This window comes from Shouchella miscanthi, assembly GCF_007725405.1.
Lineage (GTDB): Bacteria > Bacillota > Bacilli > Bacillales > Bacillaceae_D > Shouchella > Shouchella hunanensis.
The window spans coordinates 3,547,471-3,562,756 of the sequence record NZ_CP042163.1; the positions used below are offsets into that span (position 1 = coordinate 3,547,471).

The following is a 15,286-nucleotide window of genomic DNA, read 5'->3' on the forward strand; positions in this document are numbered from 1 at the left end:
GGTTAAGTGACAGTTTTGTCATTTTCATGTTGATGATAAAAACGAACAGTAAATACTGTCCCCTTTCGGCTGGCAGATTCTACATGAATCGCCCCTTCTTGCTTGGTCACAATATGATACGTTAAAGCCAAGCCGATGCCAACGCTTTGTTTTTGTGCGTTCGCCCCCTGATAAAACCGTTTAAAAATATGAGGAAGATCCTTCTCCTGTATGGGATCACCACTATTATGTATGGCAATCTCCGTATAAAGAATTGTATCGGTAACGGTTATTGTTATAACCCCTCTTGTATCGGTGTGCTCGACTGCGTTTTTCACAATATTAATCAGTGCTTCCTTCGTCCATCGAACATCGACAACAATTACAGCTTGATAATCACCAACTTTTTTCAAAACAAGCTGCTTTTCCTGTATTTGAAAAGCGAAAGGCGAAACGGTTTCATCAACTAAACGTTGAACATTGACTGGTTCCTTTGAAAACGTTATGGCGCCTGCATCAATTTTTGATAGCTTAAGCAAAGACGTCACGAGCCATTCCATTCGAATTAACTGGCTCGAGACGTTCCCTAAAAACTCGGCTTTTTTTTCCTTTGGTACGTCTTCTTGCGCCAATAAATCGGTCATAACCGTCATTGCTGTGAGAGGTGTTTTTAATTGATGTGAGACATCGGCTAAGGCTTCAGCGAGTTTTATTTTGCTTTCATCAGCCTGTAGCCTTCGTTCCGATAACATTTGTGTCATTTTGTATATTTCGTTTTTTAAAATACTTAACTCGCCTTCATCGTTATCACGGACATCGAGAGAAAACACCCCTCCAGCCATTTTTTGCAAATAAAGAGAAAGGCGCTCCATTTCCTTATACCGCTGCCAGGAATAGAGTAAATGGATAAACGTAATGATTCCTACGACCATTGCAGTAATCACAGCGAGTAGAATCGATTCTCGACTTACAGCAATCGTTAAAACAATCCCTAATCCAACGATCCAACTTGTACTATGTCGTAACTTTTTATTCCGAAACATTACGAGCCCACCCGATACCCTAAGCCGCGAACGGTTATGATTAACCTAGGCTTTTGCGGATCGTCCTCAATCTTTTCTCTTAACCGTTTAATGTAAACTGTTAATGTATTATCATGAACAAATTCACCTGCTGAATCCCATATCAGATGAAGCAATTGATCACGTGATAACACTTGACCGATGTGTTTAGCAAAAATCATGAGCAATCGAAACTCTAGTGCGGTCACATGAATTTCCTGCTGCTGTCTATACACTTTCCCTTCTAAGGGATGAATCTCAATTGGACCAAAAGGATACATTTCCGTTCTCTGACTTTGACGCTCATACCTTCTTAACACCGTCCTTAAACGACTTACTAACTCCTTCACGCGAAAGGGCTTTGTTATATAGTCATCTGCCCCCATATCTAACCCTTTCACAACATTCCCTTCATCATCTATCGCCGTTAAAAACAAAACAGGAATATCGCACTTTTGCTTCACTAAAGCACAAAGGTCATATCCTGTTCCATCTGGAAGATTAAGATCAAATAGACAAACATCAATTGTCTCCACATGATGTTGAATAAATGAAGCGGCTTTTTCCACTGTATTAAAAACGATGACGTCGTATCCTTCTTGTTGAAGCGTGTACTCTAAACCTGACACAATGATGACATCATCTTCTACTAATAATAATTTCACTCGAAACGCTTCCTTTTTTTGAAAAATTATGTCTCTTCCTTCATTATCCTATTACATCTCGACGATTACTACAATAATGTAAAAAGGACATAAAGAGAAAGGCTCTTTACATCCCATTGGTTTCCTCTTTAATCAAATCATGTAGTTCTGCTCGAATTCGACTGATCTCGCGATTCTCTCTACCAAAGTGAACGCGATTCGTCAGTAGGATCACACGAAGACCATCTAGCGGGTCGAACCACATACTTGTGCCGGTAAAACCTGTATGCCCATACGAAAAAGATGTGAAATCAGCGCCACAAGAAGCGTATCCGTGATCTTTCATGATCCATCCTAATCCCCTGCGCTCATTTAACCCTTCTGTTCGACAACGCTTTGAATCCCTTACGACCGATTCACTAATGATGCTCTTTTCACCTACTTTACCATTGCCTTCAATCATCCTCGCATATTTCTCTAAATCTTCAATTGTCGAGAACAGCCCAGCGTGGCCACTCACTCCACCGAGGAAGCGCGCATTTTCATCATGCACAATACCATTTAAATAGCGCTTGGTAGCGTTGTCCCATTCTGTGGAAGCAAAGTGTCCATCTATAGGATTAAATGAAGTCGCATTCATCGAAAGAGGTCGAAATAATTGTTCATTCGCGAATGTGACAAAATCTGTTTTTGTGACGTTTTCAACAATATGCTGAAGTAACATAAAATTCAAATCACTATAGATCACTCGTTTACCTGGTTGGTGTACAAGAGCCATTGCACCCATTTGGTCTACAACCGTCTGACCTTCACCACCTTCATAAAAAGGATAATGTGCCTGAAAACCAGATGTATGCGTCAGCAGGTGCTCTACAGTAATAGGATGTTTGTCTTCTTGAAAAGAAGGGAAAAAGCGGCTTATTTTCGTATCTAAATGTAAGAATTGTTTATCCATTAATCGCAGTATTAATGGCAGGGTGACAACTACTTTTGTTAAGGAAGCTAAATCAAAACGCGTTTGAGTTGTCATCTTTTCTTTAACGGGGTAATAGGTCGCATAACCAAATGCCTCACGCAAAAGGGTGCGATCTTTTTTTGAAATACTCAACACAACTCCTGGTATCGTCTGACGAGAAATCTCTTTTTCTAGATAACGTCTAACGTTTATCATCCTACCACCTCTTCTTTTTAATTTTTACGCTTCATGTACGTAAGTAAGTAAAAGGAATTCAATGATTTTTACCGAATAATAAGTATGAGAAAGGCGGGATACATATGAGTGACATGCTTGTAGCTCTTTACTCTTTACCCAAGGAATCCATTCCGGCAAACCTTATTGTCAGGCGCGCTTTAGCTCCAGAAAAAACAGTCGTCTTGAATTGGATTAAAGCAAATTTTAGTCAAGGCTGGGCAGATGAATGCGATGTCGCATTTAGCCGCGAGCCAGTATCATGCTTCCTCGCGATTCAACACGAACAATTAATTGGCTTTGCGTGCTATGATGCTACGTTAAAGAATTATTTTGGACCGACTGGTGTTCATGAGTCAGCAAGAGGAGCAGGCGCTGGTAAAGCTTTACTACTACGTTCACTCCATGCGATGAAAGACGCTGGTTATGGGTATGCCATTATCGGTGGTGTTGGACCAGCAGAATTTTACGAAAAATCGGTGGGTGCAACGCTCATCAAAGAATCTAGTCCAGGCATGTACAAGGGGCTGTTAAAAAACTAACGTACTCCTATGTTCATTGGAAACAGACGATAGTGAAGATGGTATAGCCTTTAAAAGGCATATGGGGTACCGTAACGAACACCGCTAGTCAAAAAGCTCACCAACATAAACTGCTGGTGAGCTTTTACGCTTGTTTCATTAATGGTAAAAGAATAGGCATCATTAGCGTATCAACTATCCGTTCAATATAGGCCCGATCGAATGGTTTTCCAATAAGGAAAATTCGATACGTTATTAAGGCGGGCCCGATGTCAGCTAATAAATCCAAATCCGTTTGCTTTAGTTCGCAGCCGTTTTTTAAAAAAGGATTTACAATCGATTCAATCGTACGTCGATGGCGTTGGTAAAAATCATTGTGAAGCCCTTTTTCTAATTCTTTGTTATGAGGAATTGCCGATCCAATCGCAGTTAGTGCTTTTTGATGATGCTCGTGATCACCACGAAATACAAGACATAGTAAATCAATTAATTGATCACGTAACGTTTTACTATAATCAAGCTTTTCACAGAGTGTCTTAAATGGACTGATTGAGGCAGAGGCATCAATGACTAAAGCTTCCTTAGAAGACCAACGTCTATAAATCGTTGCTTTTCCTACCTTAGCCTTTGCTGCAACTGCTTCTATTGTTAATCCGTCATAACCAACATCCGCCAACATATTAAGAGTGGCCTCTAATATCACTTGGTTTCGCGTTAAATCCATTGGTCTGCCTCTTTTTATTTCTTCGCTTGCATTCTCCGATGTCGTCAAGGACTTGCCCCCTCCTTTTCTATCATCTCTGTTTCATAGTGTAGCACTCAAAAATTCCCATGACAATTATTTATGAAACTGTTGCGTTTCGAAAATGATGATGATAAGCTAATTTAGCTGAACAAAAGGGTTCGTATATTTATTCAAGGGGGTATCTTTATGGCAATCGTTGCTGAGGGTAGTGGTGCAGCAAATGAACCAAATAAGCAAGCTGTCAATCCAATACCAATTATTGCTGTTCTTCTTTCTGGTGCCTTCGTTGCCATTTTAAGTGAGACGATTCTTAACGTCGCATTAAATGCAATTATGGCTGATTTTGGCATTCAATCTAGTACAGCCCAGTGGCTCGTAACAGGGTATATGCTTGTCATTGGAACGCTGATTCCTATATCCGCTTATTTTATGCAGCGGTTTACAACAAGGCAGTTATTTATTACAGCAATGACGTTGTTTTGTACTGGAACATTGGTTGCTGGTTTAAGCCCCTTCTTTACTCTCTTACTTCTAGGGCGCTTAACACAAGCTGTAGGTACAGCTATTATGATTCCATTGCTTATTAACATTATTTTAGCAGTCATTCCGATTGAAAAACGTGGTGCCTCAATGGGTATGGTTGGCTTAGTTATCATGTTTGCACCGGCAATTGGTCCGACTGTATCAGGTGTCATCGTAGAAAATCTATCTTGGCGCTGGTTATTCTTTATTATTCTTCCTATTGCGTTAGGCTCTCTCTTATTTGGGATAAAGGTGTTAACAAATATAGCCGAAGTATCGATACCAAAACTTGATATATTATCATTTCTACTATCAACACTTGGTTTTGGGGGAGTCGTTTATGGCTTTAGTGCAGCCGGAAAAGGAGATGCGAGCTTTGCAGATCCAGCTGTATTTACCTTCTTAATCGTCGGTTTTGTTTCGTTAGGGATTTTTGTCTTTCGACAACTTAAACTTGAATCACCGTTATTAGATGTACGGGTATTCCGGTACCCTATGTTCACCATCGGCCTTCTCATGGTGATGATGGTCATGATGACGATGTTTGCAATGATGCTAGTCATGCCCATTTATATGCAAGGAGCACTAGCATTCACGCCCATTATTGCAGGACTTGTTATGCTTCCAGGTGGATTATTAAATGGGGCAATGTCACCTATCATGGGGCGTTTGTTTGATAAATTCGGACCACGTCCGTTATTAATACCAGGAACAATTATTTTAGCAACGATTGTATTTACGTATCGGTTTACGGTTCCTGGTGTACCTGTTTGGATTGTCATTGTCCAGCAAGCCATTCTTATGATTGCTGTTGCAATGATTATGATGCCTGCGCAAACCAATGGCTTAAACCAAATACCAGAGAAGCTGTATCCACATGGAACAGCCATAATGAACACCCTCATGCAAGTATCTGGCGCTATTGGTGCGGCACTGTTTATTTCCGTAATGGAGACAGGTCAGCAAAGTTACCTAAATGATCAAGGTACAACACTAGCTGAAGCAACGGAAGGTCAAGTTGTGGAAGCCTTAACTTATGGTTCTCAACAAAGTTTCTCTACTGGTTTTTATATGGCAATTATTACAATCATATTGGCCCTACTCGTTAAAAGAACCACACAAACAAAAAAGACAAACGGTTAACCGTTTGTCTTTTTGTTTGCATTCGATTCGACACTATCGTTTTAAGATGAGGAAAAAGAAAAGCATGCGGAAGTGTTTCTAAGCTCAATGGCTCTTACGAGAGAACCAAAACAGAGTGCTATGTAACGTTAAAACGTCACTTAATTGAATACGATGAAGGCTGTACATACTGGAAGAGCCGCTAGATAGACACTTCGTTGCTCGTTCGACATTAGCAACAAACAATTGCTTTTCTGAAAAGGAGCACAGATGATATACTTCAGGGGTTGTTGTATCATTCTTCACTTTTTTTTACAATAAGCAAAGCTATTTCTCAGGGTTTAGCGAAATAATGGTTTATTGCGAGAAATTTCTCATTTATTTCCTGGGGAATACCGTCGAACAGATATACACAGGGATCTGTTTTATCATTCTCCGACAAGATCTTTTATAATCATGTCGTTTAGTTGCTTGAAAGGTGTTTTTTATGAAAAAAATTAGTAGCTGGTGTGCAGTTGTTGTTTGGATGGCTTTAATCTTTTACCTCTCTCACCAACCTGGAGGGGAATCATCTCATTTAAGCGGTGGCGTTCTTACATTCATTCATGCGCTCATCCCCATGTTTGACTTGCATGAAAATGAATGGATTCATACATTTGTAAGAAAAGGCGCACATCTTGGAGCATACCTTATTCTTGGTGCGCTATTTATGATTGCTCTTCGTTCTAGTTATCAAACAACTCTGCGTAAAAGAGCCTTTATAGCATTTATTTGTAGCTTTCTTTATGCTATTTCTGATGAAGTTCATCAATTGTTTGTTTCAGGTCGAAGTGGACAAGTAACTGATGTTCTCATTGATAGTTTAGGCGCGGCGATTGGAATCGGTATTTATTTAGCTATTTCAAGATTTATGAGCAGCAGAAACCGTTCTACTCGATAAACAATCAAGAACTACATAACTCCATATCATTTTTGCTATAATGAAAAGAAAAAGGACGGGTTCTATTTGAAGAATGTATTTGTGGTGGGTGATATTCACGGTTGCTTTGATGAGCTCAATGAATTGTTACAGCATTGGGACAAGGAACAAGATCAACTCGTCTTCTTAGGCGATTATATTGATCGCGGGAAAGACTCACGAAAAGTACTTGAGTTCATTCAAACCCTTGTTCAAACAGATGGAGCAATTGCGCTAAAGGGAAATCATGAACGGATGTTTATTGACTGGCTTAACGAATGGCAAACAGAACGTTTTATTCGTAACGGGGGAAAAGAAACGATTTATTCACTTCTAGGTACTGATACAGAAATAGATGAACGTCGTGCTATTGCAGAGGCGTATCCTCAAACAATTCATTTCCTAAAGAATCTCCCACTTTACTACGAATGGGGTGACTATTTATTCGTTCATGCAGGTATTAACCCAGCCCTACCGGATTGGAAACAAAATACTGAACATGATTTGCTTTGGATAAGAGACGCCTTTCACTATCAAACAAATCCGACCAACAAAGTCATTATCTTTGGCCATACACCTGTTCAAATGCTTCATCCTGAACCGCAGAGTCAACCCTGGATTTCATCTTGCACAACAAAGATTGGAATGGACGGTGGTCTTGTATTTGGTGGGAAGCTCCTTGGTCTTCGAGTATCATCAACAGGTACGTATGAATGGTTTGAGCAACAAAAGCACGAATAGTTCGTTCACAGGAAGCTTGGGTGTTTCCCAAGCTTTTTAAATAAAATTTGAAACGCTTTCCTTCGCTCCCTTTCTACTATTGTCATTGCCATCTATAAAGACATAATTATAAAAATGTTATGACTATAAGAGTATCTCTGGTAATATTTAGTAAAAACCTAAGAAAAACGTCTTTTCTTAATTCGTATGTTACACTGTTGTAAAGAGACTGAAATGAAACATCCTTTCTTCTCCATTTATACACATTCTTTCATAATCACCCAACTCTCACCTCTTTTTTTTCTTTTTATCCCCCCTTATAGTAAGGCTTATGAAAACATTACTCACTTTTTTTACTACACTTTTATTGTCTGTCACTTTAGTCTATGGTTTTTCATCAGAAGCAAAGGCAGCGTCAACACACACTGTTCAATCTGGTGATACAATGTGGAAAATTGCGGTTCGCTACCAAATTGGTGTTCAAGAAATAATTGATGCGAATCCACAGCTTTCCAACCCAAATGTGATTTATCCGGGTCAAACGATTCAGCTTCCTACTCAGCAGTCTCAAGAACAATCCATTGAACAAGAAGTCGTTCGTCTCGTTAATGCAGAACGTGCAAAGCATGGTTTGCAGCCTTTAAGAGAAAATTGGGAACTTTCCCGTGTTGCCCGATTTAAATCAGCTGATATGCGAGATAAGAACTATTTTAGTCACACATCTCCTACATACGGAAGTCCACATCAAATGATTCGCGATTTCGGCATTCAATACCGTGCTTCAGGGGAAAACATCGCTGCTGGTCAAACAACTGCACAAGCTGTGTTTAATTCTTGGATGAATAGCTCAGGGCACCGACAAAATATATTGTCTCCAACCTATACTGAAATTGGCGTTGGTTATGCGGAAGGAGGCTCTTATCGTCACTATTGGACGCAAATGTTCATTAGTCGATAAAGAAAGGCGATTGTGGTTTACCACATCGCTTTTTTTATTTATCTAAGTTCACGTATAGTCTTAATAGAATAGGAAAGAGTAACGAATGAGGTGGTAAATGTGCATTCTCAACTAAAAATAGTCGTTCTTTTACTTGTATGTATCTTGGTCATTCGGCAACCAATTGCTATGGCAGCAACACCGATAGAAGTTTTTTCCTTAGACGAAGAAAAAGTGGTTTATCAAACAGGAGGTACCCTTAAAGCACAGCATACAGCACAACAATTCATTCAATCCATTGACGGTTTAGTGACGGCCATTAACCCACTTCCGCCATCAGGATATTTGATAAAAGTAACGTTTGATCAACCATATCTCGTGAAAAATTATTGGTTTGATGCAACGGTTACGCAAGCAGTCTTTGTATATGAAAAGGATCATCCCAGCTCTGTTATGCTGATAAATGAGGATAATCAATCTGTTTTTTTCACACTTAGTCGAAATGTTGAGGAATTTTTTACAATTATTCAATTTAAACCTACTTCATAATAACTCGAGTTGTATCGTAGGCGCTTGTCTTATTTTTCGAAATAGTAGGTGTTTGGTCGTTCAAAGTGTGTTCCCCTTACATATAGTGCTAATGTGAGCTTGACTTATTGCTCACGTGGATGAACAAAACTGCCAGCGTTATGAAAGTCCAATAGGATATAAAAGCCTGAAATCATTCCCCTCTTTTTACAGAAAAAGATCACTTCTCGCTTTTATATGATGTAGGAACTTTTGACTATGCTACCCATCTTGCAAACTCATGTTAAAGGACCTCCTCAAAAGGAAGCGAACCGCCTTCGCTTCCTTTTAATTTTGTACCATATGACGGTCTATAGGCTGGAGGAAAGTCACTTTCCGCTTACCGTGCTTTACAACTTTAAGACGGCGAAAAGAAGTGTGTTCAATTAAGGTTGATTTGTCACTCACAATGGCAACAACGCCATTAGTGGCTAAGACACCGTAAAGATTTTGAAGCATCTGCTCGACTGGTGAGAGGGCGTTTGAATCCCAGCTAACCAGTTCACCATATGGAAGATCAGCTATCACGATCTGAACCTCTTTAAGCTTCGGGACTTCCTTAACTGCGATATTAAATTGAAAAATTTCTCCTTGCACCTCTCCTGTTTTGTCCAAATAGCTTTTTAGGCGGTCAGCACTCTTTAGTGCCTCTGCATGAGCACTCTTGTTATATAGCTTGAAATCCTTTTCTAATTTTCTTTTCCGTTGTGCTAATCCCTCATAAGTAAGTAAATGTAAATTAGATTGTCCTGTTTCAATAATAGTTTTGTTACTATCCGAACCATATAGCGTTTGTATAGAATCACCGTGTAAAAATCCAATTGCAGTAAGAAGATGTGCTCCACCACAACAAGGGTCATACACCGTTAACTGTGTTTGTTTCTGAAGATAGGAACGGCTTATTTGAAAAATTTCACTCGTTAATCGTATAGGAAACCCTGTTGATCCAGGCGCATTATAAAGAACACGACCACTTGCAAAATCGCTAAAATCTCTTTTAACCGTTTCATATGTAAATTGCATATTCGCTTCAACTCTCCTCATCTCATTCCATCTTTTTATGGTAGCTTTTTTCTTTTTTTCTTGCAATCCATCTTCATCTATTTGTCAAATCGAAGGGTTTCAGCTATAATTCCCCTATAAAATGAATCATTATTCATTTTACAGTTTATAAGAGTGAGGTTGTCTTCTTTCATGTTTAAAAAAAGGGTAAACGAACGGTTTAAGAACAATGTCCATATGGTTGAAGGAAACGTAACGTTCCAGAAGATACAGTTAAACACAATCAGTTTTGCTACTGACGGTATTATTATTGATGCCGCCGCCGCTTCTGTTAAATCACTCTTCACCCCATTTTGGGAAAAACACAACATAGATGGACTGTATTGTACTCATATACATGAGGATCATACTGGTTGCGCATCTTGGTTTGAAAATGAAAGAGGTGTTCCAATTTTTTTAAATGAACGCTCACTATCAGAGGCAAAACGAAGAGGCTCTTACCCACTTTATCGGCGCTTGTACTGGGGAACCCGTCTACCTTTTAGTCCCATTTCTATGCCCGAAAGGTTTGAAAGCAGAAGGTCTAAATGGCGCAGTATTCATACCCCTGGTCACTCTTATGACCATACGTCACTATTAAATGAATCAACTGGTCAATTATTCTCTGGTGATTTATACGTGCAAACAAAAACAAAAGTCGTTATGAAAAGTGAATCCATTCCAACGATTATTGATTCGTTAAGGAAGGTTCTTCAATTTGAATTTGATGACGTTTTTTGTTCTCATGCTGGCTATTTGCCAAGAGGAAGAACTAATCTTCTTAATAAACTGCAGTATTTGCAAGAAATTCAAGAAAACGTTTTGACTTTACATAAACAAGGCCTTTCTACTAAAGACATTCAGCGACGTTTATTTTCACGAAAATACCCAATTACGTTTTTTTCATATGGCCAGTGGGACTCAAAGCATATGATTACGTCCATATTAAAAGAAGCTTCGTCTACCTAAGAGTTACATTACGTTGTGTAAAAAAATATTCTACACCTCATTTTTTATTTTTGGCGTCTTTTCTATTAAAGCCACATACATTAACTAAAACGTTTCAATGAGGTGATTTTCTGTATACACATATTGTTCAACCTGGGGAAACTTTATACGCTATTTCAAACGATTTTAGAATTGATCTTATTACGTTATTATCTGCCAATCATCTGCACCCTTCAAGTCAGCTTTTCGTTGGGCAGTCAATCATCATTCCCACTTTACCAGATCCACAAACAATTCCTTACAGCATTCACGTATCCTTAAACCGTCACCAGCTATCACTTTATCACAATGGTCAACTCATTCAACAGTACCCAATTGCAGTAGGGAAAATGCTCACTCAAACCCCAACCGGTTCTTATATCATTATAAACAAAGCACCTAATCCAGGGGGCCCATTCGGTGTCATGTGGATGTCTTTATCAAAACAGCATTATGGGATTCATGGAACAAACGACCCGTCTTCTATCGGACGTTCGGTTTCACACGGTTGCATTCGAATGTACAACCAGGACGTAACACAACTAGCTGCAACCATTCCTATTGGCACACCTGTCACAATTTCACCGTAAATGGTCCTATTTTTATCGTCAATGATTGAGATTTATCTTTCGTTCTATTAGAATTATTCTAAAAATAGAAACGAGGGAACCCTATGTCAACTATTCATAACGAACGCATCCTTTTTATTGGTGATTCTATTACAGATTGCAATCGGAACCGACGCGAAAGAGAACATGATTCTGATCGATTAGGTCACGGCTATGTTTCTTTTATTCATGCCCTCTTACAAGCAACGTACCCTAGTAAGCATTATAAAGTGACCAACAAGGGCATTGGTGGCAACACCATTCGTGACTTACAAGAGCGTTGGCAAAGAGACGTTTTAGCATTAAAACCAGATTTACTCTTTATCATGATTGGTATAAATGATGTTTGGCGACAATTCGATCAGCCTTCTGAGTTCGCTCAACATGTCTATCCAGACGAATTTACAGGAACGTATCGTCAACTCGTCGAGCAGTCTTCAGCTAAGAAGATTTGTCTACTGTCTCCCTTTTATATTCAAAGTGAAAAAGGAGACCCGATGCGAAAAATGATGGATCATTACGGAGATCTGACAAAGTCAGTTGCCGAAACTTGCCACGTCTCATTTATTGATCTACAAAAACAAACGTTTGATCCATTAATGCAAGGGCTAGACGACATTGAAATTGCTCAAGATCGTATCCACCCTTCTTCTGTAGGGCATATGGCGATTGCGAGAACCATTTTAAAGCATTTAGACTTTAAATGGGACAACTAGAAAAAACGTTGAAGTCCCTTCCATCATGAGAATACTTCAACGTTTTGCATCCTTTTTAAAAAGAGAATGATTAAAGTTAGAAACTGCTTTTCTTAACCACCAATGAATGGACTAGTTTTTAGCTTGCTAACATGAAAGACAGTTCAATCTCCTCCGTTAGCTGATCCCCACCTAAATCGGTGCTTGGTCCATTCATGGAAAACGTTAGTTCAGTGACGCCTTGAATTGATTCCAGCGGGAATAACAGACGAACTTCTTTCGTATCACCCTCTTCAAAATGTGGCTCAACATCGTCACTCAATACAAGACTTGCTGTTTCAACTTTCTCACCAGTATTCGCTTCTAAACTCGCTTCTCCATATGGGACATACATCGTTTCGTCAGAAGCATTTTCTATTGTTAGCATCATTTCTACATAGTCGATCGTTTCATCTCCTGTAGTTGCTGCAACAAAGCCTTCTAAATCAGCCATGCCAAGATCAATCTGGGTAATTGTCATCTCAACAGGTCCCTCTGTGTTAGCTGTGACATCCGTAAAGCGTTCGTAAACAGAAAATGTCCCTTCTTCTCTCTCTTCCTCCTCTAATACCGTTTCATACTCCGTTTCGTTTTCATTGCTTTTGTCTTGTTCTGTTCCTTCTTCGACTGAATCGCTACTAGTACAGGCAGTTGCCATAAGAAGTGCAACGGTAATACCGCTAAATGACCACTTATTCATTCGTGAAACCTCCATAAAAACGTTTGTACATGATCCTATCACACTGAAAACGGGCTTGTAACGTCAGACACTTAAACGTAATTAAATCGTAAATGGTTTTTTATAATAAAGGAGGCTTTTCATAAAAATATCGAAAAGGCTTGCAAAAACAGAAATCATCTGATAAGATTAAGATTGCTTATTTTTGTTCGTGTAATAGCTTAAGTCTTTCGTCTTGAGTTTCGCTTTGAGCAAGGATAGGAATACAATTGTGCGAATAACGCACTAGGAGGCAACAACAATGGAAACAGGTACAGTTAAGTGGTTCAACGCAGAAAAAGGATTCGGCTTCATCGAGCGCGAAGGTAACGACGATGTATTCGTTCACTTCTCAGCGATCACTGGCGAAGGCTTCAAGACGTTAGAAGAAGGTCAAAGAGTTTCTTTCGAAATCGAAGATGGCGCACGTGGCCCTCAAGCTGCTAACGTAGTTAAAGAAGGTTAATCTTCTTTCTATAAAAACAGACTCGGAAATCCGAGTCTGTTTTTTTTATGTTAATTCTTTAATCATACGCTCCCAGAAAAGAGGAACTTGTAAGTTCTCTTTTATTTCAGATTGAAGCCATTCATGCTCATCTTTCAATAAAGCGACGGTTCTTTTTACAGCTTGTTTATGTCGAGCTGGTGTTGAATCGTTCATTCCTTTTAAAAATGACTCAGCAATGGAGGCTGGAACATTTTTCTCTAGTGCTTTTAAACCGAGCTGAGCCCGTTCTGGAGCGTAATGATGCAAGAGAACTTTTGCTAATCGAGCATGTACATAACTCAGGAGATGAGCTGCCCACGCATGATTGCTTCGTTGATTGGCTTTATAATATTGGAACAAGAACCAAGCCACATCATATGCTTCGTCTTCAAACTCCTGCTGAGTTAACACCAGCGTTTGCTTTTCTCGATACTGATCTAGCCGTTGATTGGGATCATAAACGATCGAGAAGAAATCTTTTGATACGAACGTTTTTTCTGTAACCGTGTAAAAATCAACGTGTAATAAGTTATCATAAACGGCAATAATCTGTGGAGCAATAATAAAAATGTCTTCATGAAATACGATCTCTCTGTATGCCTGAAGATGCTTCAGCCGATCTTCGAGAAACGCCACTTTCTCTTCTTCACGAACGAGCACATAAAGATCGACGTCTGAAAATGCATCATGCTCGCCTCTTCCCATGGACCCTTTTAAGAACACAGCCTCTACACGTTCGTCTTTTTTTAAACTTTCAGCGATTTGCTGCACTGCTTCCTCTTGTCTACCCATTCCTGTTCTCATGTCTCCTTTTCAACCGACTTCGTTCCAGTGATTTGGCTTTACTAACCCACTTGGGAGAATCGTCTCTTTATTCCCTACTGCTCCATTCACTTGTGACTGGGTTAAAAAAAGCGCATCCTTCATGTTTGCACCGTGTAATTGAGCATCTCGCAAATCTGCTCCAAGAAAGTCTACTTCTCGTAGATCTGCTCCTTTTAAATTCGCCGCCATAAGCCACTTTCCTCGGAACGATGCCCCTCTTAGAGATGCACCCTTTAGCTTCTTTCCAATCAAATCGGTCGCTAACGGCTTTTGCTTGAACGACTTTCGGTAGGCTACGCTAACTTCATTTAGCAACTGCCCTACTTGACCATGAAATCGATCAATGTCTATCTGCATAATCGCATTCGGCATCTGCTCAGTTCTCTCCATTAATGCTTGTTTAAGTGATAATAGTTCCTCTACGAGAACATCACCAGCAACAGCTATTGCTTCATTGAGGTAAACAATCATCTCATGAACTCGCTGAACAACCGGAAAAACAGCAAACATCTCTTTAGACAGGTGGGGATTCTCTCTCCAGCTCTGTTTCGCATAGAGCGTTTGAGATACATACTGACCTGCCCCAAAGCACTCATAGGTGACACAGCCCTTATAGCCACATGTACGTAAGCTGTCATGGATAGCGCAATGATTCATAGTAGATAAATGGACGCAAGGCTCTCCAATTGGTTTATCACTCGGGAAGTCTGCAGATTCCATATAGGGTAGCGCAACACAGCACAAACCCATACATTGTTGACAATCTGATGTCCATTCCCTCTCCATACCTGCCACCTCTTTCATCTTCATTCGATACGGCTTTTCGCACGCTTACATTCCTGTCATTATAGCACGTCCATATTCAATCCATAAAAAAAGTCCTAAGAATTGGCGTAGCTTCTTAAGACTTCATATGCATTC

18 protein-coding genes are annotated in these 15,286 nt (G+C 39.6%); 10 read left to right on the plus strand and 8 right to left on the minus strand.

Annotated features, from left to right (window positions below; translation table 11 throughout):
- Nucleotides 1-2 precede the first annotated feature (2 nt).
- The 3 genes from FPV17_RS18165 to FPV17_RS18175 all read right to left on the minus strand — a co-directional run bounded on the left by FPV17_RS18165 (nucleotide 3) and on the right by FPV17_RS18175 (nucleotide 2,855).
- Nucleotides 3-1,022 (minus strand): sensor histidine kinase, encoded by a 1,020-nt coding sequence (locus FPV17_RS18165; protein ID WP_144559813.1) that lies wholly within the window; start codon nucleotides 1,020-1,022, stop codon nucleotides 3-5.
- Nucleotides 1,022-1,705, minus strand: a complete 684-nt coding sequence (locus FPV17_RS18170; protein WP_035398005.1) for a response regulator transcription factor — start codon at nucleotides 1,703-1,705, stop codon at nucleotides 1,022-1,024. Before FPV17_RS18170 ends, FPV17_RS18165 begins: the two co-directional genes overlap by 1 nt.
- A gap of 106 nt (nucleotides 1,706-1,811) precedes the next feature.
- A complete protein-coding gene (locus FPV17_RS18175) occupies nucleotides 1,812-2,855 on the minus strand; it encodes a serine hydrolase domain-containing protein (RefSeq protein WP_144559815.1) in 1,044 nt (347 codons plus the stop codon).
- Nucleotides 2,856-2,959: 104 nt separating this feature from the next.
- Between FPV17_RS18175 and FPV17_RS18180 the strand changes: the two genes are divergently transcribed.
- Nucleotides 2,960-3,415, plus strand: a complete 456-nt coding sequence (locus FPV17_RS18180) for a GNAT family N-acetyltransferase (RefSeq protein WP_060704739.1) — start codon at nucleotides 2,960-2,962, stop codon at nucleotides 3,413-3,415.
- A 124-nt stretch (nucleotides 3,416-3,539) separates the two neighbouring features.
- On the opposite strand, the gene FPV17_RS18185 is transcribed toward FPV17_RS18180, so the two are convergent.
- Nucleotides 3,540-4,166: a TetR/AcrR family transcriptional regulator gene (locus FPV17_RS18185; RefSeq protein WP_144559817.1), complete on the minus strand. Its 627-nt coding sequence runs from the start codon at nucleotides 4,164-4,166 to the stop codon at nucleotides 3,540-3,542.
- 159 nt (nucleotides 4,167-4,325) lie between these two features.
- Between FPV17_RS18185 and FPV17_RS18190 the strand changes: the two genes are divergently transcribed.
- The 5 genes from FPV17_RS18190 to FPV17_RS18210 all read left to right on the plus strand — a co-directional run bounded on the left by FPV17_RS18190 (nucleotide 4,326) and on the right by FPV17_RS18210 (nucleotide 8,947).
- A complete protein-coding gene (locus tag FPV17_RS18190; protein WP_144559819.1) occupies nucleotides 4,326-5,804 on the plus strand; it encodes an MDR family MFS transporter in 1,479 nt (492 codons plus the stop codon).
- Nucleotides 5,805-6,270: 466 nt separating this feature from the next.
- Entirely contained in the window at nucleotides 6,271-6,723 is a 453-nt protein-coding gene (locus FPV17_RS18195; protein ID WP_144559821.1) for a VanZ family protein, read from the plus strand.
- A 66-nt stretch (nucleotides 6,724-6,789) separates the two neighbouring features.
- Nucleotides 6,790-7,482 (plus strand): metallophosphoesterase family protein, encoded by a 693-nt coding sequence (locus tag FPV17_RS18200; protein WP_035395048.1) that lies wholly within the window; start codon nucleotides 6,790-6,792, stop codon nucleotides 7,480-7,482.
- A 310-nt stretch (nucleotides 7,483-7,792) separates the two neighbouring features.
- On the plus strand, nucleotides 7,793-8,419 hold the full coding sequence (safA, locus tag FPV17_RS18205) for a SafA/ExsA family spore coat assembly protein (RefSeq protein ID WP_035395046.1): 627 nt from the start codon (nucleotides 7,793-7,795) through the stop codon (nucleotides 8,417-8,419).
- A 99-nt stretch (nucleotides 8,420-8,518) separates the two neighbouring features.
- Entirely contained in the window at nucleotides 8,519-8,947 is a 429-nt protein-coding gene (locus FPV17_RS18210) for a hypothetical protein (RefSeq protein WP_144559823.1), read from the plus strand.
- A gap of 306 nt (nucleotides 8,948-9,253) precedes the next feature.
- Here FPV17_RS18210 and FPV17_RS18215 read toward each other — a convergent pair whose 3' ends face one another.
- Nucleotides 9,254-10,009 (minus strand): hypothetical protein, encoded by a 756-nt coding sequence (locus tag FPV17_RS18215; protein ID WP_144559825.1) that lies wholly within the window; start codon nucleotides 10,007-10,009, stop codon nucleotides 9,254-9,256.
- Between the two features lie 150 nt (nucleotides 10,010-10,159).
- On the opposite strand from FPV17_RS18215, the gene FPV17_RS18220 reads away from it, so the two are divergent.
- The 3 genes from FPV17_RS18220 to FPV17_RS18230 all read left to right on the plus strand — a co-directional run bounded on the left by FPV17_RS18220 (nucleotide 10,160) and on the right by FPV17_RS18230 (nucleotide 12,317).
- On the plus strand, nucleotides 10,160-10,975 hold the full coding sequence (locus FPV17_RS18220; protein ID WP_144559827.1) for an MBL fold metallo-hydrolase: 816 nt from the start codon (nucleotides 10,160-10,162) through the stop codon (nucleotides 10,973-10,975).
- 110 nt (nucleotides 10,976-11,085) lie between these two features.
- Complete coding sequence (locus FPV17_RS18225; RefSeq protein ID WP_144559828.1) at nucleotides 11,086-11,583, plus strand: L,D-transpeptidase family protein; 498 nt, start codon at nucleotides 11,086-11,088, stop codon at nucleotides 11,581-11,583.
- 83 nt (nucleotides 11,584-11,666) lie between these two features.
- Entirely contained in the window at nucleotides 11,667-12,317 is a 651-nt protein-coding gene (locus FPV17_RS18230) for an SGNH/GDSL hydrolase family protein (RefSeq protein ID WP_144559830.1), read from the plus strand.
- A 118-nt stretch (nucleotides 12,318-12,435) separates the two neighbouring features.
- Here the strand turns inward: FPV17_RS18230 and FPV17_RS18235 are convergent, their stop codons facing one another.
- Complete coding sequence (locus FPV17_RS18235; protein ID WP_144559832.1) at nucleotides 12,436-13,035, minus strand: hypothetical protein; 600 nt, start codon at nucleotides 13,033-13,035, stop codon at nucleotides 12,436-12,438.
- 280 nt (nucleotides 13,036-13,315) lie between these two features.
- On the opposite strand from FPV17_RS18235, the gene FPV17_RS18240 reads away from it, so the two are divergent.
- Complete coding sequence (locus FPV17_RS18240) at nucleotides 13,316-13,519, plus strand: cold-shock protein (protein WP_035395033.1); 204 nt, start codon at nucleotides 13,316-13,318, stop codon at nucleotides 13,517-13,519.
- Nucleotides 13,520-13,564: 45 nt separating this feature from the next.
- Here FPV17_RS18240 and FPV17_RS18245 read toward each other — a convergent pair whose 3' ends face one another.
- Together FPV17_RS18245 and FPV17_RS18250 are read right to left on the minus strand one after the other, a co-directional pair.
- Nucleotides 13,565-14,344, minus strand: a complete 780-nt coding sequence (locus FPV17_RS18245) for a nucleotidyltransferase domain-containing protein (RefSeq protein WP_246117069.1) — start codon at nucleotides 14,342-14,344, stop codon at nucleotides 13,565-13,567.
- A gap of 9 nt (nucleotides 14,345-14,353) precedes the next feature.
- Nucleotides 14,354-15,151, minus strand: a complete 798-nt coding sequence (locus tag FPV17_RS18250; RefSeq protein ID WP_144559834.1) for a pentapeptide repeat-containing protein — start codon at nucleotides 15,149-15,151, stop codon at nucleotides 14,354-14,356.
- Between the last annotated feature and the right edge of the window lie 135 nt (nucleotides 15,152-15,286).

Excerpts from the sequence above, each read along its gene's own strand:
- FPV17_RS18165 (WP_144559813.1), bottom strand. The coding sequence starts at position 1,022 with ATGTTTCGGAATAAAAAGTTACGACATAGTACAAGTTGGATCGTTGGA.
- FPV17_RS18175 (WP_144559815.1), bottom strand. The coding sequence starts at position 2,855 with ATGATAAACGTTAGACGTTATCTAGAAAAAGAGATTTCTCGTCAGACG.
- FPV17_RS18180 (WP_060704739.1), top strand. The coding sequence starts at position 2,960 with ATGAGTGACATGCTTGTAGCTCTTTACTCTTTACCCAAGGAATCCATT.
- FPV17_RS18190 (WP_144559819.1), top strand. The coding sequence starts at position 4,326 with ATGGCAATCGTTGCTGAGGGTAGTGGTGCAGCAAATGAACCAAATAAG.
- FPV17_RS18195 (WP_144559821.1), top strand. The coding sequence starts at position 6,271 with ATGAAAAAAATTAGTAGCTGGTGTGCAGTTGTTGTTTGGATGGCTTTA.
- safA (WP_035395046.1), top strand. The coding sequence starts at position 7,793 with ATGAAAACATTACTCACTTTTTTTACTACACTTTTATTGTCTGTCACT.
- FPV17_RS18215 (WP_144559825.1), bottom strand. The coding sequence starts at position 10,009 with ATGAGGAGAGTTGAAGCGAATATGCAATTTACATATGAAACGGTTAAA.
- FPV17_RS18220 (WP_144559827.1), top strand. The coding sequence starts at position 10,160 with ATGTTTAAAAAAAGGGTAAACGAACGGTTTAAGAACAATGTCCATATG.
- FPV17_RS18230 (WP_144559830.1), top strand. The coding sequence starts at position 11,667 with ATGTCAACTATTCATAACGAACGCATCCTTTTTATTGGTGATTCTATT.
- FPV17_RS18235 (WP_144559832.1), bottom strand. The coding sequence starts at position 13,035 with ATGAATAAGTGGTCATTTAGCGGTATTACCGTTGCACTTCTTATGGCA.
- FPV17_RS18240 (WP_035395033.1), top strand. The coding sequence starts at position 13,316 with ATGGAAACAGGTACAGTTAAGTGGTTCAACGCAGAAAAAGGATTCGGC.
- FPV17_RS18245 (WP_246117069.1), bottom strand. The coding sequence starts at position 14,344 with ATGAGAACAGGAATGGGTAGACAAGAGGAAGCAGTGCAGCAAATCGCT.
- FPV17_RS18250 (WP_144559834.1), bottom strand. The coding sequence starts at position 15,151 with ATGGAGAGGGAATGGACATCAGATTGTCAACAATGTATGGGTTTGTGC.